Consider the following 23,128-nt stretch of genomic DNA (forward strand, 5'->3'; position numbering starts at 1 on the left):
CTGTCGATTACTCAACCGTTACAGCTTTCGCTAGGTTACGAGGTTGGTCAACGTCGGTACCTTTGATCAACGCAACATGGTAAGACAGCAGCTGCATTGGTACTGTGTAGTAGATAGATGCAGTTACTTCACTTACATGAGGCATCTTGATGATCTTCATGTTCTCATCGCTTTCGAAACCAGCAGCTTCATCTGCAAATACATACAGCAGACCGCCACGAGCACGGACTTCTTCAACATTTGATTTCAGCTTCTCTAGCAAGTCGTTACTTGGTGCAATAACGACAACTGGCATATCTGCATCGATAAGAGCCAAAGGACCGTGCTTAAGCTCACCAGCCGCGTATGCTTCTGCGTGGATGTAAGAGATCTCTTTCAGTTTAAGAGATGCTTCCATCGCGATTGGGTAGAATTCACCACGACCCAAGAACAGTGTGTGGTGCTTATCAGCAAAATCAGGTGCCAGTGCTTCGATCTCTTTATCAAACGCTAATGCTTTCTCGATATCAGCAGGCAGTTGGTGAAGTGCTTGAACGATTTCCGCTTCTTTCTCTTCATTGATACGACCTTGTAGACGACCAATTGACGTTACCATCATCAGCATAGCCGCTAGCTGTGTTGTGAAGGCTTTAGTAGAAGCAACACCGATCTCCGTTCCTGCGCGAGTCATAAAGGCAAAATCAGACTCACGAACAAGCGAAGAACCTGCTACGTTACAGATGGTCATTGCTGACATGTAACCCTTCTCTTTTGCAAGACGAAGTGCAGCAAGCGTATCCGCCGTTTCACCAGACTGAGACAGAGTCACTAAAAGGCTGTTCGGGCGAACAACGAAATCACGGTAACGGAACTCAGAAGCGATCTCTACATCACAGCTTACGCCTGCTAGAGACTCAAACCAGTAACGAGCTGCCATGCCTGAGTTGTAAGACGTACCACATGCGATGATCTGCACGTGTTCTACCTTGCTTAAGATCTCTTCAGCTTTAACACCGATTGCATTAGTGATTACAGAGGTGTCAGAGATACGACCTTCCATCGTGTTGACTAATGCTGTTGGCTGCTCAAAAATCTCTTTTTGCATGAAGTGACGGTATTGACCTTTATCACCAGCATCGTGCTCTGCGTTTGATTCAACGATGTCACGCTCAACACGCTCGCCCGCTACATCAAATACCGTTACATCACGACGAGTAACCTCAGCAACATCACCTTCTTCTAGGTACATGAAACGACGAGTTACGCTTAATAGTGCAAGTTGGTCAGAGGCTAGGAAATTCTCGCCCACACCAAAACCGATAACGATTGGGCTACCTGAACGAGCAACTACAATACGGCTAGGATCTTTACGATCAACCGCCACCGTGCCGTATGCACCGTCTAATTGTTTCGCTGTCTTTTGAAGCGCTTCAACCAATGAATCAGAAGTGCGAAGTTCCCATTCAACTAAGTGAGCGATAACTTCAGTATCCGTTTGTGAAGTAAACACATAACCACGCTCTTGAAGAAGAGCACGCAGTGCTTCGTGATTTTCGATAATGCCGTTGTGTACAACTGCAATATCACCAGACATGTGTGGGTGTGCATTCGCTTCAGATGGTTCACCGTGCGTCGCCCAACGTGTATGAGCGATACCAGTACCGCCAATCACATGTTGCTGATCGACTGCGTCTGCTAGCTCTTGTACTTTACCAAGGCGGCGCACACGAGTTAGGTTAGATTCAGTATCGACTACAGCGACACCTGCTGAATCGTAGCCACGGTATTCTAGGCGACGAAGGCCTTCTACTAAAATTTCAGCTACATCACGCTGTGCTACTGCACCAACAATTCCACACATAGTTTCACTCCATCAATTTTTTTATTCCTATTGGCAGCAAGCAAAGGCCATATCTTTATTAAGATCAATTATAGGAAGGTAAATGCATAATATTTTAATTTGTTTTTACGCTGGATCAGTCAGGATCACGCGAACATCATGTGATTCGATACTTGCTTTAGATTCTTCGCCCAAGTCTGTATCGGTAATTAAGATGTCAATGTGTTCCCATGCCAGCTCTAAGTTCGGGATCTTTCGTCCCACTTTTTCCGACTCAACCATCACGATCACTTCTCGTGACACTTCAGCCATTACTTTGCTCAGGCCAACCAGTTCGTTAAACGTAGTTGTGCCTCTATCAAGGTCGATACCATCTGCTCCGATAAATAGTTGGTCAAAATCGTAAGCGCGGAGCACCGACTCTGCGACTTTGCCTTGGAAAGAGTCCGAATGGGTATCCCAAGTGCCGCCAGTCATTAATAACGTCGGCTCGCTTTCAAGCTCATTAAGCGCATTAGCGACGTGCAATGAGTTGGTCATCACAACCAAGCCACGCTTAGCATTTAGCTGCTGAATTAGGGCACCGGTAGTACTGCCACTATCGATCACGATGCGGTTATGGTCGCGAATTAAATCTGCAGCGGCTTTTGCCAATGAAACCTTTCGAGTCGAAACTTGTTGACCCAGTTCTTCGTTGACAACCTCTTTCGGTAACGAAATCGCACCACCATAACGGCGTAAAAGCTGACCGTTTTTCTCTAAAGACGCCAAGTCCTTTCTAATAGTGACCTCTGAGGTTTCGAACTTAGCGGATAATTCATCAACACTAACCTCCCCTTTTTCATTCACTAGGTTAGAAATTGCATGTCTTCTGAGCTGGGTGTTTCGTTTCGACATTTAAAAAAGGCCACTAAGTTTCGATATGAAACATATTATAGTTACAACGAAACTATTTAGTCCATTTATTTTGATCCAAAAAATTAATAAATAGCGATAAAACCTTGTCCTAAGACAATTGTTAAGCAGTGATATTGAACTCATTAGGTGGTAGAATCCGCACCCGAAAAGAAAAAAAATTACAAAACTGACTGTTATTTTTTTGCAACTTACCGCCTATATAGTGGGGTAAGTCACAGAAAACCGATATTGAATCAAATTATTTTGGTCATAAAATGACTAAAACTGATGAAAGACTTACAACTCTGAAGGACATATTGGAAGTCCCGCGCTTTTACACAACAGGCACAAAATGTTGATGTAGCGGACCAATCTTCAGAACTTAAATAAATTTCAAATTGTAACAATACTTACCGGAGAGTACCTTCCATGAAAAAGACCAAAATCGTATGTACGATTGGCCCTAAAACTGAATCTGTAGAGAAGCTAACTGAACTAGTAGATGCTGGCATGAACGTTATGCGTCTTAACTTCTCTCACGGTGATTTCGCAGAGCACGGCACTCGTATCGCGAACTTCCGTAAAGTAATGGAAAACAAAGGTGAGCAACTTGCTATCCTTCTAGATACTAAAGGTCCAGAAATCCGTACTATCAAACTTGAAGATGGTAACGACGTAGATCTAGTAGCTGGTCAAGAGTTCACTTTCACAACTGACGCAACAGTTGTTGGTAACAAAGACGTAGTAGCAGTAACTTACCTAGGTTTCGCTAAAGACCTAACAGCGGGTAACACTATCCTTGTTGATGACGGCCTAATCGAAATGGAAGTTATCGCAACAACAGAAACTGAAGTTAAGTGTAAAGTTCTTAACAACGGTGCTCTAGGCGAAAACAAAGGTGTTAACCTTCCTGGCGTTTCTGTTCAACTTCCTGCTCTTTCTGAGAAAGACAAAGCTGACCTTAAGTTTGGTTGTGAGCAAGGCGTTGATTTCGTTGCTGCTTCTTTCATCCGTAAAGAAGAAGACGTTAAAGAAATCCGTGAGCTTCTAAACGCTAACGGCGGCGAGAACATCCACATCATTTCTAAGATTGAAAACCAAGAAGGTGTTGATAACTTCGATTCAATCCTTGAAGCTTCTGACGGCATCATGGTTGCTCGTGGTGACCTAGGTGTTGAAATCCCAGCTGAAGAAGTAATCTTCGCTCAGAAGATGATGATCGAGAAGTGTAACCGCGCACGTAAGATGGTTATCACAGCAACTCAAATGCTTGACTCTATGATCAGCAACCCACGTCCAACTCGTGCTGAAGCGGGTGACGTTGCGAACGCAATTATGGATGGTACTGATGCAGTAATGCTTTCTGGTGAAACTGCTAAAGGTAAGTACCCAGTTGAAGCTGTTACTATCATGGCTCAAATCGCGAACCGTACTGATTCAGCTCTTAAAGCTGAGCTAGGTTCTCGTCTAGACAGCCCACGTCTACGCATCACTGAAGCAGTATGTAAAGGCGCTGTAGACACAGCAGAGAAGCTAGCTGCTCCTCTAATCGTTGTTGCAACTGAAGGCGGTAAGTCTGCACGTTCAGTACGTAAGTACTTCCCAACTGCAAACATCCTTGCTCTAACAACTAACGAAAAGACAGCTGCACAGCTAGTTCTTACTAAAGGTGTTAAGCCTGTTCTTGTTGACTCTATCGAGAACACAGACGCGTTCTACATCAACGGTAAAGAAATCGCTCTACAATCTGGCCTAGGTAACAAAGGCGACATCGTAGTTATGGTTTCTGGTGCTCTAGTAGCTTCTGGTACTACAAATACGGCATCTGTTCACGTTCTATAAGAATGAACCGATTCGCATAAAATATAAAAGAGGGCTTCGGCCCTCTTTTTTTATGAAACAAAATCTTGCCTAACTTTTCAGTACGCTGTATTATCAATCACAATAGAACTACGTACTGTTAACTTCCAATTGGCTCTTTCTAAGAGACGGATTAGCAGACTAGAAATCATATATAGATGAGGTTTGTAATGTCTAGTCCTACGCTCACTGACAAAGTATCAAAGATGATTCGCCAAGATATTCTTAATGGTGAGTTAACCCCAGGTCAAAAGCTCGTTGTTGCTGATCTAAAAGCACGCTACAACGTTGGCGCATCTCCTATTCGCGAAGCCTTGGTACAGTTATCTTGGAGCAAATACGTAAAACTAGAGCCACAGAAAGGCTGCTGGGTATCTCCTGTATCAAAGAAAGAATTGAATGACCTATACGAAAGCCTTCGTGTTGTCTCGTCTGTTCTACTAAAAAAGGCGATTTCAGCGGGTGATGAGAGCTGGGAGCTGGATGTACTAACGTCTTACCATAAACTGTCACGAGTACAGTACGTATCTGAAGAGTTTGATTGTGTTGAATGGGAAGAGCGTCACCAACAATTCCACGTTGCGTTACTTGAAGGCGCTGATTCAGAAAACATGTTTAAGTTCTTTGATGACCTGATCAACCAAGTAAAACGTTACCGCTTCCTCGCTATGTCTGCAGAAAGCGCATCAGATGATCTGTTCAATATTGATGAACACGAAATGATCATGAAACTAGTACTGTCTAAGAATGTAGAACAAGCGACTGAACTGCTTGATCAACACCTGCTAGGTTCAATGAAACGAATTGAAGAAGTTATCGAAGCAGCATAATGCCAAGATAGATTCTAACTAAATAAAAACGGAGCCCAACGGCTCCGTTTTTTGTTTCAGTATCACGACTGAACTACCACCCAAAAAACTCTTTGTGATGAGTATTGAGCAGCACAACCATAGGTAAAAAATACAATGCACTCAGCTGAAAGCCAAGAATGGCTAATGTGCCTATGGTTAACCTCACTAAAAAATCGACAAACATACCACGCCTCTTTTAACCAGACTGTATGATCCCCAAACTCTTGCTCCAGCTAACCTAATTCTACTGCTGCCTCTCAAATCATTGAAAAAGCTAGCTAATCAGTTGAATTAAGTTAACGGTGTCATCCTTTTACATCTGGTAAACACTCTATTTATTACATCGTTTAACACGATGTAATCTGAAGCAAAGTAGTTTACTTATTGTTCATTTTAGCTCAAATTTTCACCGGCATTAGACTTTAGTCTAACTGTATAGATTTTGTGACATAGGTCGCTCAAAAGTGAGATTCCTAGAAAAAGGGGGAGAGATAAAGTGAGTCGGGGCCAGCTTGAAGAGGTGAAGCAAAGAGAAGAAAGGATTAAAGCTAAGCTAAGCGACATCATCGTAGCTAGGACACATAGAGACCGTATTACGACCAGACGATTTAGATTCGTAAAGCGCAACATCGGCACACTTGTATGAGCGAGTACTGTTACTTGTTAAATCAGTAAAGCCAACACTCACCGTGACCTTAGTTCCGGCTGCCAGTTCAATCTCGATTCGCAAGCGATCCAATACGCGCTTTGCTTCCGATAGTGAGGTGTGTGGCATCAACAGTGCAAACTCTTCTCCTCCGACACGTGCAACAAAGTCAGTCCCGCGAAGGCTATCTTGCAGAAGCTTAGCGACACTTGCTATCACCCGGTCGCCTTCGTCATGACCAAGTTCGTCGTTGATTCGCTTGAAGTTATCGATATCGACTAAAGCTAAGCAAGTCGTCGATTCATTGGGGTAACGCTCTACCAGACGAGAATAATACGCGAGCTGCTCTTCGAACTTTCGTCTATTCCAAAGGTTACTCAAAGAGTCACGTTCACTTAAGATCCTCAAACGTACTTCAAGCTCCTTCCTCACGGAAATATCCACCAACGAGGTGATGTAGTAGCTGACTTTACCCGAATTGTTTTTGACCACATGCACTCGCATGATCGCTGTAAAAGGAATACGCAGTTTGTTCTTACACTGAACTTCCCCTTCCCATACTTCTTCTTGCTCTAAATGACTCCAGATAGCCGAACTTGAGAGTACTTGGTCGGTATTCTCAAGCAACAACTGCAGGGCATTCTGACCGATAACTTGTTTTTTGCAGTACCCTGTCATGTTTTCAAATTCGTTGTTGGTCATCATTGTGCGGTGCTGCTTGTCAGAGATCATCACTGCCGACATGCCATTCAATGCGGCGCGCGCCAATTTACTCTCAAGGCTTCGGCGTCGATAGTGCGTCACCAAGTAAGCAAACGGGAAGGCGAAAATCAGCACCGTAATCAAAACAATGATCTCTTCGTAGGCCAAATCATTCAGGTCACGCTCAGCCCGCTCCATCAGTTGCTTCTGATTAAGTTGAATCAGCAAATGGACCTTTTGACTGTTCGCAAGCATAACCGTGTTAAAGGCAAACAAGTTGTCACCTTCAAAAACGTACCCCACCTGCTCATTGGAGATCGCATTCCACGTCTTTGGCGCGATATTTTTCAGGTTGTAACTCTTTCTTTCAGGAATAGCGTCTCCGAACAACTTATCGCTGTTGTTACTCGCGATGAAATAACCCGCTTCATTGATAACTTCAGCTCTAAGGTCGTTATCAGGTGAAAAGCTAAGACGCGACGATAAGCCCCATACATCGAGATTAATGACTAGATAGCCCACTCTTTTGTCAGGGGTTTCTACCGGGGTAAATACACGGATTACTGGCGAATAAGGAAAGGTGACTTCACCATGCTCCGTTTCAAGCTCAATCCCCCAGCCGCCAATCTGTTCGGCTTCTAGTTTTTGAGCGTATTGGAAGTAGTTAGAATCCGACCTATCTTGCAGTTGCTGGGGTAACGTCACCCTACCGGTATCAGAAGAATAGTTAACGCGCACCAGCTCTTTACCTGTGATATCTAATAGGTGAATTTGTGTATACCACTTCTGATTCACAAGAACAGATTGCCAGACCTCCTCAAGTAGATCTTTGGTTTGGTCTGAGGGAGAAGAAGCAAAGTTAACCAAGCTCTGGCTATGACTGAGTAGCTCCATTACCGAGACTAACTGAGTCTTGAGAAGATCATAATCTCGCTTGGCATACACTAGTTGATGGACAGCTTGCTTAGCTGAGTAGTCAAAGCTCTGCTGTTTTACTTCTTTGTAACGCTGCAAATAATACAGGCATACTGCAGAAGACAATATGATAGAGATAATCAGCAATGTAATTATTGATTTTTTATTTCTCATTGCTAACTCAGATGAATGGAAGTGCAGCGCGGGATTATAGCACTCTAAAAAATTAACAAAATTAAAGCCGCTTAAAAAAGCGGCTTTAAATATATTTTTTAAAGACTTATCGTCTAGGCTTTCAACGCACGTTCGCCTCGTGCGATACCAACAACACCACTTCGAGCCACTTCAAGCACTTCTGTTACTTCAGACAGCGCCTGAATGAATGCATCCAGTTTCTCGCTCGTACCCGCCATTTGAACCGTATATTGCGAAGCCGTTACATCAACAATCTGACCACGGAAGATATCTGCTGTGCGCTTCACTTCTGCGCGAGCAAAGCCGCTCGCGCGAACTTTAACCATCAACAGCTCACGCTCGATGTGTTCAAGCTCAGAGACCTCTTGCACTTTTAGTACGTCGATTAGCTTATGCAGCTGTTTCTGGATCTGCTCAAGCTGCATTTCGCTCGAGTTAGTGGTTACATTAAGACGAGACAGCGTCGGATCATCGGTTGGCGATACGTTCAAAGACTCGATGTTGTAGCCACGCTGAGAAAACAAGCCAACTACACGAGAAAGCGCACCAGGTTGGTTTTCCATTAGTAGTGAAATAATGTGTCTCATATTATGTTCTCTCCGTTTTGCTTAGCCACATGTTATCCATACCCTCGCCTTTGATTTGCATTGGGTATACGTGCTCGGTGTCATCCACACTAATATCGACAAATACCAAACGGTCTTTCATCGCTAGTGCTTTTTCCAAACCTGATTCCAGTTCATCCGGAGATGAAATACGCATACCAACGTGGCCATAAGCCTCAGCAATAGCAGCAAAATCAGGAACAGAGTCCATATATGAGTTAGAGTAACGACCTTGATAAACAATGTCTTGCCACTGTTTTACCATGCCCAGGAAACGGTTGTTAAGGTTAATAATCTTAACGGGAATATTGTATTGCAGCGCAGTCGACAGCTCTTGGATATTCATTTGAATACTGCCGTCACCGGTTACTACAACCACTTCTTCGTCTGGTTTTGCAAACTTAACGCCCATACCAGCAGGCAGACCAAAGCCCATCGTGCCTAGACCACCAGAGTTAATCCAACGACGTGGCTTGTTAAACGGGTAGTACAATGCTGCAAACATTTGGTGCTGACCTACATCCGAAGCTACGTAAGCATCACCATTAGTTACTTTATGAAGTGTTTCAATAACTTGTTGTGGTTTGATGCACTCTGAAGATTTTTCATAAGCTAGGCAATCACGATCTTGCCACACCTTGATTTCACTCCACCAGCTTTCCATTGCTTCTACATCATTGGTGCCGCCTTGCTCAACCAGCAGGTTGACCATACTCTCTAGAACTTTTTCAGCAGAACCTACAATCGGTAGATCCACTTTTACGTTCTTAGAGATCGAAGATGGGTCGATATCAATGTGCATGATCTTCGCATCAGGACAGTACTTATCTAGGTTATTGGTTGTTCGGTCATCGAAACGCACGCCAATACCAAAGATCAAGTCCGCATTGTGCATCGCCATATTGGCTTCATACAAACCATGCATACCCAACATGCCCAAAGAGTTCTTATGGGTGCCAGGGAAAGCACCAAGCCCCATTAGGGTACTTACCACGGGTAAATTCAGTGCCTCTGCTAATTTTAACAGCGGCTTATCTGCCTCAGAAATAACCGCACCACCACCGACATAAAGTACCGGCTTCTTCGCTTCAAGAAGGGCTTTTAGTGCCTTTTTGATTTGACCTTTATGACCCGTAACCGTTGGGTTATACGAACGCATTTTGATCGTTTCTGGGTATTCATAAGGAAGTTTGATTTGTGGGTTTAAGATATCTTTTGGCAGATCAATAACCACAGGACCAGGACGTCCTGTCGTTGAAATATAGAATGCTTTTTTAACGACTTCAGGGATATCTTCCGCTTTCTTAACTAAGAAGCTGTGTTTAACGATCGGGCGGGATACACCCACGATGTCACACTCTTGGAAGGCGTCGTTACCAATAAGGTTATTTGGTACGTTACCAGAAATAACAATCATTGGGATTGAGTCCATGTAGGCTGTTGCAATACCAGTAACGGTATTGGTCGCACCTGGACCAGAACACACAAGTACTACACCCGGTTTACCGGTAGAACGAGTGTAGCCATCTGCCATGTGGGTAGCGGCTTGTTCGTGTCGTACTAATACGTGTTTAATTTCATTAGTTTTAGCATGCAGCGCATCGTAGATATCAAGTACAGAACCACCTGGGTAACCAAAGATTTGTTCTACACCCTCTTCAATTAGAGACTGCACCACCATCTCAGCGCCGGATAACATTGCTGTTTCAGGTTTTGTTGTCATATTGCTCTCCTCACCAGTTTCCAATCATATTTGGTGAACATGTTGGGCTGGTTTTTCATAGTCTAGGGCTTATTCGTAGCCTAATTCGAAATACTTCCACTTTTTCGGCTATGGCTGTCTGTCGTGATAACAACAAACAGTAATACGAAACAACTTTAACGCTTTATTATCATCTGGTCTAACACCTGTTATTCGGCAACTGTGCCAAAAAACCAACTATTAGCTCAAAGCATCAAATAAAACCCAAACCAACCTTAACAACTAGTTTTAAAAACTAGTACGCGGGCAAAAAAAAGCACTTAATATTTCGATAGAACGCTATTTATCGATAAACAGCGAGCCTGTTGGTGTGCGCTTTCGCACATAGTGCTGTGTCATTAGATACAAAAAATCCCCCTAAAAATGCAATCACATTCGTAGGGGGATTTTTAAACAACTGAAAATTTATCTAAGCAGAAAACTACTTATCTTTAGGCTTTTCGTTGTACATTTCTTCGATTTCGTCTTGATACTTATCGTTGATAACTTTACGACGCAGTTTCTGAGTTGGTGTCAGTTCACCATCATCCATCGAAAATGCTTTCGGTAGCAGTTTGAATTTCTTCACTTGCTCAAACTTAGCCAGCTCTTGCTGTAAGTCATTTACACGCTTTTCTAGCATCTCAACGATTTGGTGATGCTTAACAAGCTCAACGCGATCGTGATACTTGATATTAAGCTCTTTGGCGTACTCTTCTAGCGAGTCATAACAAGGTACAATCAGCGCAGAAACGAATTTGCGTGTATCAGCAATAACAGCAATCTGTTCGATAAAGTGATCTTTACCAATCGCGCCTTCAACCACTTGCGGTGCAATGTACTTACCACCAGAGGTTTTCATCAACTCTTTGATACGATCAGTAATGAACAGGTTACCATTTTCATCAAAATGACCCGCATCACCAGTTTTCAGGAAGCCGTGCTCGTCAAACGTCTTAGCCGTCTCTTCTGGCATCTTGTAATAGCCACGCATCACCATTGGACCACGAACAAGAATTTCATCCTTCGCACCAATCTTCACTTCTGCACCCGGCATCGACATACCAATCGAATCAGGATTAAAACAGCGGTCATCCCAGCAAGATACTGTTGCTGTAGTTTCTGTCATGCCATAGCCAAGTTTTACGTTGATACCGATAGCATGGAAGAAGCGACCAATCGTCTCATCTAGCTTCGCGCCACCACATGGCATGAAGTTGATGTTACCACCTAGCAAAGCTCGCAGTTTAGACAGCACAAGCTTATCGGCTAGTGCATGGCTCTTCTTCAGCATTAACGATGGAGTACGGCCTTCCTGGTGACAAACTGAAAGCTTCGCTCCCATGTTCACCGCCCAAGTAAATAGCACTTTACGGATAAACGGCGCTTTAGATACCTTCTCGTGAATAGCTGAGAAGATCTTCTCGTAGAAGCGTGGAACCGCACACATTACGGTAGGTTTCACATCGCTTAGCGCATCACGCACTTGCATCGTATCTTGCAGGTAGCAGTTGGTTGCGCCTTTATAGAGAACGTAGAACGTCCAAGCACGCTCAAATACGTGTGACAGAGGTAGGAAACACAATGAGACATCGTCTTTACTTAGGCTAAGACGCTCATCGTGGCCTTCTAACTGGTAACCAATATTAGTGTAATCAAGCATTACGCCTTTTGGCTGACCTGTAGTACCAGAGGTATAAATAAGAGTCAGTAAGTCATCCATGCTTGCATCAGTAAGACGCGCGTCAAGTTCTGCTTGTTGTGCTTCAACGCCACGCGCCATGAAGTCATTCCAAGATACGGCAAAGCTGTGTCCTTGCAGGTCGATGTCATCAGACATAGCTACAACAACTTCTAGCTGCTCGCACTCTTCAAACAGGCTAACTGCCGCATCGAATTGAACTTGCTCACCAACGAATAAGATCTTCACATCTGCATTTTGGATGATGTAAGACGACTGCGCTGCTGTGTTGGTTGGATAAATCGGCACAGTCACAAGACGTGCTTGTAAAGATGCAAAATCTGCCACGGTCCATTGAGGCATATTGTTCGAATAGATACCGATCTTATCCTGAACTCTCAGTCCTTGAGCCAACAGTGCTAATGAAAGCGTATCGATTTGTTGTCCAAACTGTTCCCAGCTAATGCCTTGCCATACATTGTCTACTTTGTGCTTCAAAGCTGTACGGTTGCCGCCTTGGGCAATTTGGTCACGAAGTCTTTTTACGATATGAAAATCTAAATTGGCCATCTCTTTACCTTTGGCTTACACCTGTAAGCTTTTTTGAGCGCACAAGTGTACCTCTGATCATGGAAAAGGCAACTGATGAAGCTCAAAGTTATAAGTAATAGTACGTCTCACGCTAAGTTTTCTATCAACAAAAATAGCAGGTACAAAAAAGCCCCAAGCCAGACTCCTAGCTTAGGGCTTATAAATCATAGGGATTAGTGTCTAGTTAAGTGCCACTACTTCGCCACAGATCATCATTAACTGATCTCGTAACCAAATGTGTCCTTTATCCTTTTCACTTGATTCGTGCCAGCTTAGGAAGCCAGAAATCGCCGCATTATCGAATGGGAAATCTAGAATCTGAAGCTGCTCTTTGTTTGCAGCATGTTCAACCATCCAACGAGGAGCAATTGTTACTAGTTCAGATTGGCCTACAACGTAAAGAACGTTGCTCAAGCTCGTACCTTCGTAGAAAGGCGTGCAATCTAGGTCACGGTAAGCTTGCTCAGAGAAGCTACGTTGACCATGGATGCGAGACAGTTTTGCGTGCTTTTCGTTAAGCAGCTCTGCCGCAGAAACTTCACCGTTGATGCGTGGGTGAGAAGCAGAAGCAACCACAACTAACTCGTCTTGGAAGATTTCAGTGCTTGAGAAGCCTTGCTCATCAAAACGAGCGTAATCGATAACGAAGTCGATTTCTTGGTAACGCATACGCTCAGAAAGTTGACGATCGAATTCAGCATCCATGTGCAGTTTAACGCTCGGTGCTTGGTCGTTGATTGTAGACATAATCTTAGGTGCAAAACGCATGTCACAAGGGCTGCAAATCGCAAGTTTGAACAGGCGAGAAGACGACTCCGGAGAGAACACAGAACTTGGTAGTTCGTTGCGTACTAATTGTAGCGCTTGGCGGATTGGACCAAACAACTGACGAGCACGTTGAGTCGGTTGAATACCACGACCTTGACGCATGAATAGTTCGTCGTTAAACATCACTTTTAGACGAGCAACAGCGTTACTTACAGCAGGCTGAGACATACCCAGATTGTGAGCTGCACGTGTAATGTTTTGCTCTTGCATAACTGCATCAAATACAGTCAAAAGATTTAAGTCGACTCCACGAAGTGTGCTTTCCATTCTGTAGCTTGCAATAGCACTCATTGCGTCTTTTTTATCTAACATTCAAGTTGCCTCTTGTCGGTTCGACAGCGTTAAATTGGTAATGGTATGAGAATAGATAACCACTAATTCTTATATTTATCAGACCGATGTTTTTCGGATTGACATTACTATTAACCAATACATCTCGAGCTACCAACAAGATTGATAAAGAATAATTTTATTTTACCTTAATGATTAAATAACTTCTAAAAATCAGTAATTTATAGAGTTATAAAAAAATATAAAAAGCTCAACTTATGAGTTTGATTTCGACTTATTTAGCTGTTCTATCTTTTGGTTACAATTGTTACAATTTATTGAACCGATGAATTAGTTGGCCAGCTGATTCAGAAATAACACTTATGAGTTAGGTGAGTGATGCATAACGTGGAAAGTCTACCTTGTCCCAAAGTTGCTTTCTTAAGTCATCTTGATTAGACCAATTTCCCGCTAATACCCACTCAACGAGTGCACTTGCCACGTCTGGATAGGTGACCACTTCAGCCTGTTTTTCACTGAGCCAAGCACGCAAGATAGCTGCATCTAAAAAGGTCATGGTCTGAGCTAATCCAAGAGCCTCTAGCGTCGCCACATTGCTCTGTTGTTCGAACTGCCCTTCAAGTGGTTTGAGAAGCAATTTCTTCCCTAAGGTTAAAGCTTCAGACGGCAATTCAAAGCCGCCATTTGCGACCACACCTGAGCACTGATTAAGGTCGAATTGGAAGCCCGCATGACTGAGTGGTTTGAACTCAATATTTTCGACTCGGCTATGCTCAATAACATCTGGGTGGTAACAGACAAAGTTGTGCGAAATGAACTTCATCAGCAGCTCTGAGATCGACTCAAGATCCTCAAATGGCAAATAGACCAACGTAAAGTCTTGTGCTGTTTTGGTTTGTTGCTCACCAACTAGCGTGTGAGCGATCGGCGTATGAACAATAGGAGGAAGTATCGGCTGTTCAAAGTGATACCAGTGCAACCCAATTGAGTGCGCGGTTGGGGCGAAATGTTGAATCACTGAATGTTCAATCCAGTTACCCCCTTCTTTGGGTACATCATAACGAAACGCATTCTGGTGGCTTATCCCTATGCAAGGTACGCCCTGTCTTTTAGCTGCCCAAGCGGTCACGGGTTCAAAGTCGTTAAGCACTAAATCATATGGTGTCAGATCGATCTGGTTAATCTCACTCAGAAATCGCCAGATGTTGTTCTTCATGAATGTCTTGCCGTATTTCACCTGCCCCTGCTCACTATAAAACGTTAAGCCACTGCGGGTTTGGTAGTTTCCAAATTCTTCCATCGAGAAGTACTTGCTCTCATCTCTTCCAGAGAATAGAAAGTCGACATCGATATTTTGCTGACGAAACGCGACAGCCATTGCCCTTGCTCGTGTAATATGACCATTTCCAGTGCCCTGTACGCCATATAAGATTTTCATACTTTTTCCTTTAGAGTTGCCACTTGAACGCGGCAGAGATTGCCAAAAAAATGATTACAGAATGAAACTGATAGCTAGACTCGTACAAGCAATGCCCAAGGCGGCACCTATCAGTACGTCTGTTAAAAAGTGCACACCAAGTAAGATTCGAGAGCCAGCGATCGCGATCGCCCAAAACAAACTAAAGAGATATAAGCTCGGATAGAAATGTCCGATTAGGGTCGCCATAACAAAAGCCGCCGCGGAATGCCCAGATGGCAGGCTGTATTTATCGGATGGCACAATGTGGGAATAAAGCAGTGAAGAGAACTCTGCCGGTCTGCGGCGTTTGAGGGTATTTTTCGCGAGCCAGTAGATAGGCAACTCGATAGCAAAGGCGGTTAAACCGACCAATAGAAAATCTCGGCCAGTACTGCTATCAGCCAACAAAGCAATCAATGCAATTAACACGTAAAGGTGTCCATCTCCAGTATGAGACACCGCTTTACTGAGCGTTGCATGTTGCCCGCTATAACGGTTTTTTAAACAGAAAACAGAAAATGCCACATCCCAACGGACAATAGGTTCGATTGTACGCATACGATCTCCTTAACAATCCTTATTCAGTTAAGGCTCAAGTTATGCTCAACAAATGACAGTTAAGTGACGTTTTGAATGAACTAAAATGAAATTTCCTTGGGATGCGCAGTGCAGCCGCTCGGGCCAAGGATATGAAAAAACACCCTATAAAGATAAAGCGGCACTAGGCCGCTTTATTGTTTATTACTTATTTTCTTGCTTCCAATGTCTATAGCGAGAGAGGCTCGTGCTTTTTCACTAAACCAAAGTCCGCCAATATTGCGTAAGCAGCAGGGATCATAAACAGCACCAATAAGGTCGAAGCAAAAATACCAAATACGATTGAAATAACCAGTGGCTGAATAACCTGAGCCTGCAAGCTGGTTTCGGTTAATAACGGTAGTAAACCTGCGGCGGTTGTCATTGAGGTCAAAAATACCGCTCGGAACCGCTCACGACTCGCCTTAACAACGGAATCATGTACGCTATCTCCTTCATCGACATGGTGACGTATGTATTGCACCAACAAAATCGAATCATTAACCACGATCCCAGCGAGCGACACAAAACCCATCATGCTTGGCATACTCAGTGCGTGACCTAACAACCAGTGACCAACAACGACACCAATGAACGCCAGTGGAATCGCCAACATCACAACCACAGGCTCTAAGTAGCTTCGGAATTGATAGCTAAGAATCGCAAACACGCCAAATAAGCCGAGTAAGAAGCCTTTGCCCATAGAGGCTCCAGTCTTAGCCGCATCTTTGGCCTCCCCTTCGAAATCAAAGCGTAAACCCGGGTACTTCTGAATAAGTTTGGCGGCTTCATCTTTTTGGAACTGAGCCAAGATCGCGGATGAACTCGCTTTCTTGTTATCAATATCACCAAAGATACTGATGGTTCTCAGCCCATCAATACGCTGAATTCGCACGTAATTACGTTGGAAATCTAACGTCGCCAACGTTGCTAGCGGGATCTGACTGCCATCTGCGGTGATGATCGGGAAGTTGGCCAGCTGCTCTATGTCGCCCGCTTGCTCTTTATCAAGACGCACTTCAATCGAGATATTCTCAACACCGATTTGAATCTCATCCGCTGTCTGACCAAAGAAAGCCGCACGCAATTGGGAAGCAATCATCTGCCCATTCACATTGTAGGTTTCAGCTCCCGGACGCAGCTTCACCAAGATCTCTTCTTTACCCATACGCATGTCGTCAAGCACGCCGTGCACGCCATCGAACTGATTAAGGTATTCCTGAATATCCAGAGAAGCGGATTTCAATGCACTTAGGTCATCATGCTTAGCTCGAATCTCGATAGCGCGACCACCCGGCCCCATGGTGGGTTGCTTGAATACCAGTGAGATTGGATCTGCAAGTTCACCGATGTCCTCTCGCCATGCATCGATGAAATCATCGATCACCGTATTACGACTCTCTGCTCCGCGTAAGTCTAAGCGCACTGTGGCTAGGTGTGGGCCAGATTCATTGGCATCGGCGTTAGCATTGAATTGGCTAGTTATGTGCTCGACCAGTGTATTGCCTTCTTCAACCTCTTCGCTCCATTGCTTGTTCAAACGCTCAGCCGACGCGACAATTTTATCGACGACTTTTTCGGTTTGAGACAGTGATGCGCCCGGTGGAAGAATGATACGCGCTTCGGCAATATCACCATCCAGCTCAGGGAAAGGTTGAAACTTAACAACCCCGCCAGCAATCAAGGCTACTGAAAGCAACAATAGCGTAATCACTCCGCCCATAAAGGCGTAGCGGAACGTCACGACTTTCTCAACCATGTTCATCAAAGTGGTATTACGGAAGTTCTCAAACTTCTCAAGCAACACAACCTTAAAACGCAGCGCTGGCTTGTCATTCTTTTCTTTGTGTAATGAATGAGATAGGTGATTAGGTAGGATCAGGAAGGCTTCAATCAAGCTCAACGACAGCACCAAAATCAAGACTTGAGGAACGGCCTTAAGCACCGCGCCCATCTCGCCATCTAGGAACAGTAAGCTACCGAAAATACACACCGTGGTTAAGAAAGAAGACAACACTCCGGGAAACACTTTCTTAACGCCGTTGTACACCGCATCATCAACGTTTTGCCCCCGATCTAAATGGGACGCTATCGATTCGGCAATCACGATGGCGTCATCCATCATGATACCAATCGCCATCAACAGTCCGACCAGCGACATAATGTTAATCGATAAACCAAGATTGGCCATCAAAAACAAACCACCAAGGAAGGCTACCGGCAACCCCGCCGCTACCCAAAATGAATAACGTAAGCTGAAGAACAGCCACATGGTGGCGAACACCAGCACAATACCTTGCCAGCCATTACGCGCCATCATGGTTAAACGATCCCACAGCACAGAGGAGAGATCGTTGGTCATTTGTAGTGTCACACCGTCAGGAGCAATCGCGCTTTGATCTTCAACGAATCGTGTTACGTTCTCTTTGATTCGCAGCGCATCGTCTTCTTTGTTCTTACTGATCTTAAGCAGCGCCGAAGGCTTGCCATCAAATAACACCTTCTGTTCATCCAGCTCAAAGCGGTCGGTTATTTTGGCTATGTCTCTCAAACGGATCACCGAGCCATTAGGCGCAGAACCAACCACGATACTTTCAAGTTCAACCGGTGTGATTCGTCTCTCGTCAAAACGAATCAGGAAGTTTTTATCAGGTGTTTCAACGTTACCACTCGGAAGCTTCACATTCTGACGACCAATTTGATCTGCAATATCACCGACGCTCAAACCCAACTGACGAATCGCTTGGGTATCCAACTCAACACGATATTGATGATCCGAGAAGCCGCTGACATCGACCAATGAAACATCATAGTCAAGCTTCATAATACGTTTAAGATCTTCCGCGTAGGCTTTAAGTTCCGGCCACGACGTTTCGGCTGTGATGGCGATATCAACGACTGGCTCATTCCAATCCAGCTCTTGTACGACAGGTGATTCAATCTCAGTTGGGAAGTCATTGATCGAGTTGATCTGAGTTTGCACGTCCACCAGCATTCGGCCGATATCCGCTTTCTCATTCAACTTCAGAATTAAACGGGCGCTACCTTCGATCGCCTCACACTGAGTTTCTTCAATGTTGGCTAAACCATCTACCGCGTCTTCCATTCGCACACATAGGCTCTCTTCCACTTCTTGTGGAGAAGCGCCGGGATAAACGATGGCTGCCATAATGTAAGGCGGATCATAAGCGGGGAAGGTTTCACGTTTGATGGTTGATAATGAGCTTATACCCATGATCAACAATCCAAGCATCAACAAGTTGGCTGCTGTTGGGTGCCTAGAGAAGAACTTGATCATGACGCACTCTCCTGAGTATCCGATTCAAGCTCAGCCTCTTCAGAGTTCGACTCTTTCAATAACATGCCCTCGATAGCTGGCAGGACATCATTTAGAACCAATTTGTCTCCGGTTTGTAGCTCACCACTCACAACCACTTGATTGTCTCTGCGATAAAGCACTTCAACATTCACCACTTGTAAACGCTGATTGTCATCCATCAAGTAAACCTTATCACCATGCAGTGCTCGCTCCGGCACAACCCAACTCAGATTCGCTACACCTTCAATCTCGGCTTTTACAAACATACCATTAACCAACGGCGTTGCGCTGTCTGGCTGCAGTTGTGAATAGTCTTGAGCGATCTCGAGAATAATCCCCGCCGTCGCTTGGTTTTCATCAACCGTTTCGCTGATTCTTGCTACCTTCGCAGGCCAGCTAAGATTCAGGTTACCGCTGTTAAGTTGGATGCTTGCTTTGATTGGCGCTTCATAAGGATTAGGAATTCCTGCGGTATCGCGAGGGAACTGCTTAAAACTGGAGGCTAAAGTTTGCATATCGTGAATAGAAAGTTGCGCCTCCACTTCCATGACATCAATCCCGTGAGCAATAAACATCTCTTGTTGAAGGTTAACCACTTGATTTTTCTCGATATCAACTTGAGCAATTCGCATCGCTCTTGGTAAAGTGACGGTAGTCTTATCGAGAGAGCGTTGCGCCTCTTTGAATTTAGATACATTGACCTTAATCACCGCTTCCGCAACACGTTTTTCGTCTGGCATTAATGCGATTTGGTTCGCGATATCTAATACCAACTTCTGTTGAGATAGCGCACTTTGTTTTTGTAGATCGACATCAGACTGCGAAGTCAGCCCTTTCTTACGCAGATCCTGTTTACGTTGTAACTCTTTATTACTGATCACTAAGCGATTCTTTTCGATCTTAAGAGTCTGATTAAGGTTGTCTTCTTCTTGATTCAATTTCGCTAATGAGGTTTGGCTTGATTTTAGATCCGCCTCTGCTTGTATCAGTTTCAATTCGTAATCCAATGGATCAACTTTGAGCACGACCGTTCCTGCAGGGATCACCTGCCCTTTTTCAAGATCTGGATGTCGATAGACAATCTGCCCTGTTACCTCGGCAATTGCTTTCCATTCGACTTTCGGCACCACCTTGCCAAAGCCAACCGCTAACGGCGCTATCAGTTGTTGCTCTAGGCTTACTGTATCAACTAAGCGGGCTCTATCACCCGCAGGTTTGGTTGGAAGATCCGGCTTCAAGTTAATCGCGGCGACAAGGCCAATCACACCAACCGCAAGTGCTGGAAAGAAGAGTAGTTTTTTATTTATTTTCATTATCTTTGGTCCTGCACAGAAGAAGGGCTAGGCGTATTTATAAAGCCTTCTGTCATCAATTTAATGTTGTGTTCGATTAAGCGGTTAAGAAATTCTTCATTAATCTCAATACCATGAATAGCAAGCAAAGGTGGGGGCGCAATGAACGGGAACACCATCAAGCTTATATACGACACGCGGCAGAGTTTGGGATCCATCTCTTTTCTTAACACGCCTTGTTCAACCAGTTTTTCAAAAATGACATCCTGAGCTGGCTTAGCGACATCGTGAAAAACCTTTTCGAGCAATTCTCTTTGCACTTCAGAGGGAGGCATATTCATCACTTGGGCTAGCAAGCGAGGAAACTTAGGTACCTTGACCATCTCTTTGTAGTAAGTCCGCATTAGGTCAAGAAAGCTCTCATGACTACCTTCTTCAACCAACCTTTGCATCTGCAATTGCATCGGTCGTAGCGTTTCACGCAGCATGGCTTCAAACAGCCCGGCCTTACTGCCAAAGTAATAACGGATCATCGCAATATTGACACCCGCACGCTCAGCAATCAGGCGTGTCGAAACCTTGTCGTATGGCAGAACGACAAACAGATCACGAGCATGCTCAATCAATAACTGTCGAACATCTAAGTTCTTTTGAGGTCGCCCCGCTTTTCGTGCCGTCATGGAAAAAATCCATCTCTATAATTAATCATCTGATTAATTATAGAGATAAACAGGCGTAACAGTAGAAGATTAATTACTCATTATTTAATCAAGTGATTAATTAATTTGGTCACGCTTGTGATTTTTTTGGTGAATCGTTCCATCAAAAAGATTTACTACAAAGTTTTAACCTACACATAAGCCAAACGATAAACTAACCCCCCAATACAAAACCATCAATCAGATGATTTAGCCAATAACTCAACACAAAACAGTACAAACCAAACAAAAACGTCGCCAATGCACGCTGATATTGGATTTTCTTGTTTGACGCTCAGAATAAATTGCGGTAAATATGGTGTTAACAGTTTATTTACGGATATTTGTGTAATGATTTTTTCTTCTTCTCGACTGCTGAAACTTCTCCTTATCGTGAACCAATCGCGCGGGTAAGTTGTGGGTCAAGAACTACACAAATATTAAAACCCGCGCTGAGCGGGTTTTTTTGTAACTGGCACTTTTAAAAGAACATCATTCTTAATAATAATTTGGATAGCAATCGATTCATTATCGATATAAGGAAGCACCCATGAACGATCAAGTGATAATTTTTGACACGACCTTACGTGATGGCGAGCAAGCGTTGGCTGCAAGCTTAACGGTAAAAGAGAAATTACAGATCGCTTATGCACTTGAACGACTGGGGGTAGATGTTATTGAAGCGGGTTTCCCTGTGTCATCACCAGGCGATTTTGAATCAGTACAAACCATCGCAAAGAATATTAAAGATAGCCGTATATGTGCGCTTTCTCGTGCAGTAGCGAAAGATATTGATGCCGCAGCCGAAGCACTAAAAGTGGCTGAACAGTTCCGTATTCATACCTTTATTTCTACATCGACGGTTCACGTACAAGACAAATTACGCCGCAGCTACGACGATGTTGTCGAGATGGCAGTGAAAGCGGTAAAGCATGCGCGTAACTATACCGATGATGTTGAATTCTCTTGTGAAGATGCCGGTCGTACACCTATCGACAACCTATGTCGTATGGTTGAAGCAGCAATTAACGCTGGCGCAAAAACCATCAACATTCCAGATACCGTAGGCTACACAGTACCGAATGAGTTTGGTGGCATTATCCAAACGCTATTTGATCGCGTACCAAACATCGATCAAGCGATCATCTCTGTTCACTGTCACGATGACTTAGGCATGTCGGTTGCTAATTCAATTGCAGCTGTGCAAGCGGGTGCTAGACAAATTGAAGGCACAATCAATGGTATTGGTGAGCGTGCGGGTAACTGTTCTTTAGAAGAAATAGCAATGATCATCAAAACTCGTCAAGAGCTTTTAGGTGTTCACACAGGCTTGGATCATAAAGAGATTCACCGTACCAGTAAGTTGGTTAGCCAGCTTTGCCACATGCCAATTCAAGACAATAAAGCAATCGTTGGTGCTAACGCATTCAGCCACTCTTCGGGTATTCACCAAGACGGCATGCTTAAGAACAAGAACACTTACGAGATCATGACGCCTGAGTCTATTGGCTTGAAAAACAAAGCATTGAACTTAACCAGCCGCAGTGGTCGTGCAGCCGTTAAGAGCCACATGGACGCTATGGGCTACAAAGACAATGAGTACAACCTAGATTCATTGTACGAAGACTTCTTGAAGCTTGCTGACCGTAAAGGCCAAGTATTCGATTACGACCTAGAAGCACTAATGCACTTCGCAAATCTGCGCGACGAAGATGACTTCTATAAACTTAACTACCTAAGCGTACAATCTGGTAGTGTTATGTCTACCACCAGCATCAAGCTTCAATGTGGTGATGAAGAGAAATGCGAAGCGGCTGTCGGTAACGGTCCTGTTGATGCGCTATATCAATGTATTTACCGCTTAACGGGTTACGAAATTGCATTGGATAAATTCGACCTTACCGCCAAAGGTGAAGGCGAAGATGGCCTAGGCCAAGCTGATATTATTGCTAACTATAAAGGCCGCAAGTACCACGGTACAGGCGTATCAACCGATATCGTTGAAGCTTCTGGTCAGGCGCTACTGCATGTTATCAATAGCATTCAACGTGCCGACACCATTGCTGAAATGAAACAGCAAAAAATCGCGACAGTTTAAATACCCAATAACAGTGCCCTAGAGCCGATGTTATTGGCTTTAGGGACAAAATTTAAAACGAGCC

15 protein-coding genes are annotated in these 23,128 nt (G+C 44.1%); 3 read left to right on the top strand and 12 right to left on the bottom strand.

The window, feature by feature from the left end:
- Window positions 1-7: 7 nt before the first annotated feature.
- Window positions 8-1,840 (bottom strand): glutamine--fructose-6-phosphate transaminase (isomerizing), encoded by a 1,833-nt coding sequence (gene glmS / locus BCV39_RS01500; protein WP_048657998.1) that lies wholly within the window; start codon window positions 1,838-1,840, stop codon window positions 8-10.
- 105 nt (window positions 1,841-1,945) lie between these two features.
- Window positions 1,946-2,716, bottom strand: coding sequence for a DeoR family transcriptional regulator (locus tag BCV39_RS01505; protein WP_048614888.1), 771 nt, complete (start codon window positions 2,714-2,716; stop codon window positions 1,946-1,948).
- A gap of 429 nt (window positions 2,717-3,145) precedes the next feature.
- Between BCV39_RS01505 and pykF the strand changes: the two genes are divergently transcribed.
- Both pykF and BCV39_RS01515 read left to right on the top strand, forming a co-directional pair.
- A complete protein-coding gene (gene pykF / locus BCV39_RS01510) occupies window positions 3,146-4,558 on the top strand; it encodes a pyruvate kinase PykF (RefSeq protein ID WP_017061403.1) in 1,413 nt (470 codons plus the stop codon).
- A gap of 176 nt (window positions 4,559-4,734) precedes the next feature.
- Window positions 4,735-5,406, top strand: a complete 672-nt coding sequence (locus BCV39_RS01515) for a GntR family transcriptional regulator (RefSeq protein WP_019826885.1) — start codon at window positions 4,735-4,737, stop codon at window positions 5,404-5,406.
- Between the two features lie 574 nt (window positions 5,407-5,980).
- Here the strand turns inward: BCV39_RS01515 and BCV39_RS01525 are convergent.
- From BCV39_RS01525 to BCV39_RS01570, 10 genes are all read right to left on the bottom strand, one after another.
- On the bottom strand, window positions 5,981-7,864 hold the full coding sequence (locus BCV39_RS01525) for a diguanylate cyclase (RefSeq protein WP_102433153.1): 1,884 nt from the start codon (window positions 7,862-7,864) through the stop codon (window positions 5,981-5,983).
- A 113-nt stretch (window positions 7,865-7,977) separates the two neighbouring features.
- Window positions 7,978-8,472, bottom strand: a complete 495-nt coding sequence (gene ilvN, locus BCV39_RS01530) for an acetolactate synthase small subunit (protein ID WP_008219984.1) — start codon at window positions 8,470-8,472, stop codon at window positions 7,978-7,980.
- A 1-nt stretch (window position 8,473) separates the two neighbouring features.
- Window positions 8,474-10,213, bottom strand: coding sequence for an acetolactate synthase 3 large subunit (locus tag BCV39_RS01535; RefSeq protein ID WP_048657996.1), 1,740 nt, complete (start codon window positions 10,211-10,213; stop codon window positions 8,474-8,476).
- Window positions 10,214-10,673: 460 nt separating this feature from the next.
- Window positions 10,674-12,482 carry a long-chain fatty acid--CoA ligase gene (locus BCV39_RS01540; protein ID WP_102433152.1) on the bottom strand — a complete coding sequence of 603 codons (1,809 nt, stop codon included), beginning with the start codon at window positions 12,480-12,482 and terminating at the stop codon, window positions 10,674-10,676.
- A gap of 201 nt (window positions 12,483-12,683) precedes the next feature.
- Window positions 12,684-13,643, bottom strand: a complete 960-nt coding sequence (gene leuO, locus BCV39_RS01545; protein WP_019826889.1) for a transcriptional regulator LeuO — start codon at window positions 13,641-13,643, stop codon at window positions 12,684-12,686.
- Window positions 13,644-13,989: 346 nt separating this feature from the next.
- On the bottom strand, window positions 13,990-15,060 hold the full coding sequence (locus tag BCV39_RS01550; protein WP_102432782.1) for an MJ1255/VC2487 family glycosyltransferase: 1,071 nt from the start codon (window positions 15,058-15,060) through the stop codon (window positions 13,990-13,992).
- A gap of 54 nt (window positions 15,061-15,114) precedes the next feature.
- The gene (locus tag BCV39_RS01555; RefSeq protein ID WP_102432783.1) at window positions 15,115-15,639 is read right to left on the bottom strand and encodes a phosphatase PAP2 family protein; all 525 of its coding nucleotides are present in this window, start codon (window positions 15,637-15,639) and stop codon (window positions 15,115-15,117) included.
- 208 nt (window positions 15,640-15,847) lie between these two features.
- Window positions 15,848-18,955 (bottom strand): efflux RND transporter permease subunit, encoded by a 3,108-nt coding sequence (locus tag BCV39_RS01560; protein ID WP_102432784.1) that lies wholly within the window; start codon window positions 18,953-18,955, stop codon window positions 15,848-15,850.
- Entirely contained in the window at window positions 18,952-20,289 is a 1,338-nt protein-coding gene (locus tag BCV39_RS01565; protein WP_102432785.1) for an HlyD family secretion protein, read from the bottom strand. The genes BCV39_RS01560 and BCV39_RS01565 overlap by 4 nt, the downstream gene beginning before the upstream one ends.
- Window positions 20,289-20,948 carry a TetR/AcrR family transcriptional regulator gene (locus tag BCV39_RS01570; protein WP_048657989.1) on the bottom strand — a complete coding sequence of 220 codons (660 nt, stop codon included), beginning with the start codon at window positions 20,946-20,948 and terminating at the stop codon, window positions 20,289-20,291. Before BCV39_RS01570 ends, BCV39_RS01565 begins: the two co-directional genes overlap by 1 nt.
- Before the next feature lie 568 nt (window positions 20,949-21,516).
- On the opposite strand from BCV39_RS01570, the gene leuA reads away from it, so the two are divergent.
- Complete coding sequence (gene leuA, locus BCV39_RS01575) at window positions 21,517-23,064, top strand: 2-isopropylmalate synthase (RefSeq protein WP_048657988.1); 1,548 nt, start codon at window positions 21,517-21,519, stop codon at window positions 23,062-23,064.
- Window positions 23,065-23,128 lie beyond the last annotated feature (64 nt).

This window comes from Vibrio sp. 10N.286.55.E10, from assembly GCF_002872555.1.
Taxonomy (GTDB): Bacteria; Pseudomonadota; Gammaproteobacteria; order Enterobacterales; family Vibrionaceae; genus Vibrio; species Vibrio crassostreae.

Excerpts from the sequence above, each read along its gene's own strand:
- glmS (WP_048657998.1), bottom strand. The coding sequence starts at position 1,840 with ATGTGTGGAATTGTTGGTGCAGTAGCACAGCGTGATGTAGCTGAAATT.
- BCV39_RS01505 (WP_048614888.1), bottom strand. The coding sequence starts at position 2,716 with ATGTCGAAACGAAACACCCAGCTCAGAAGACATGCAATTTCTAACCTA.
- pykF (WP_017061403.1), top strand. The coding sequence starts at position 3,146 with ATGAAAAAGACCAAAATCGTATGTACGATTGGCCCTAAAACTGAATCT.
- BCV39_RS01515 (WP_019826885.1), top strand. The coding sequence starts at position 4,735 with ATGAGGTTTGTAATGTCTAGTCCTACGCTCACTGACAAAGTATCAAAG.
- BCV39_RS01525 (WP_102433153.1), bottom strand. The coding sequence starts at position 7,864 with ATGAGAAATAAAAAATCAATAATTACATTGCTGATTATCTCTATCATA.
- ilvN (WP_008219984.1), bottom strand. The coding sequence starts at position 8,472 with ATGAGACACATTATTTCACTACTAATGGAAAACCAACCTGGTGCGCTT.
- BCV39_RS01535 (WP_048657996.1), bottom strand. The coding sequence starts at position 10,213 with ATGACAACAAAACCTGAAACAGCAATGTTATCCGGCGCTGAGATGGTG.
- BCV39_RS01540 (WP_102433152.1), bottom strand. The coding sequence starts at position 12,482 with ATGGCCAATTTAGATTTTCATATCGTAAAAAGACTTCGTGACCAAATT.
- leuO (WP_019826889.1), bottom strand. The coding sequence starts at position 13,643 with ATGTTAGATAAAAAAGACGCAATGAGTGCTATTGCAAGCTACAGAATG.
- BCV39_RS01550 (WP_102432782.1), bottom strand. The coding sequence starts at position 15,060 with ATGAAAATCTTATATGGCGTACAGGGCACTGGAAATGGTCATATTACA.
- BCV39_RS01555 (WP_102432783.1), bottom strand. The coding sequence starts at position 15,639 with ATGCGTACAATCGAACCTATTGTCCGTTGGGATGTGGCATTTTCTGTT.
- BCV39_RS01560 (WP_102432784.1), bottom strand. The coding sequence starts at position 18,955 with ATGATCAAGTTCTTCTCTAGGCACCCAACAGCAGCCAACTTGTTGATG.
- BCV39_RS01565 (WP_102432785.1), bottom strand. The coding sequence starts at position 20,289 with ATGAAAATAAATAAAAAACTACTCTTCTTTCCAGCACTTGCGGTTGGT.
- BCV39_RS01570 (WP_048657989.1), bottom strand. The coding sequence starts at position 20,948 with ATGACGGCACGAAAAGCGGGGCGACCTCAAAAGAACTTAGATGTTCGA.
- leuA (WP_048657988.1), top strand. The coding sequence starts at position 21,517 with ATGAACGATCAAGTGATAATTTTTGACACGACCTTACGTGATGGCGAG.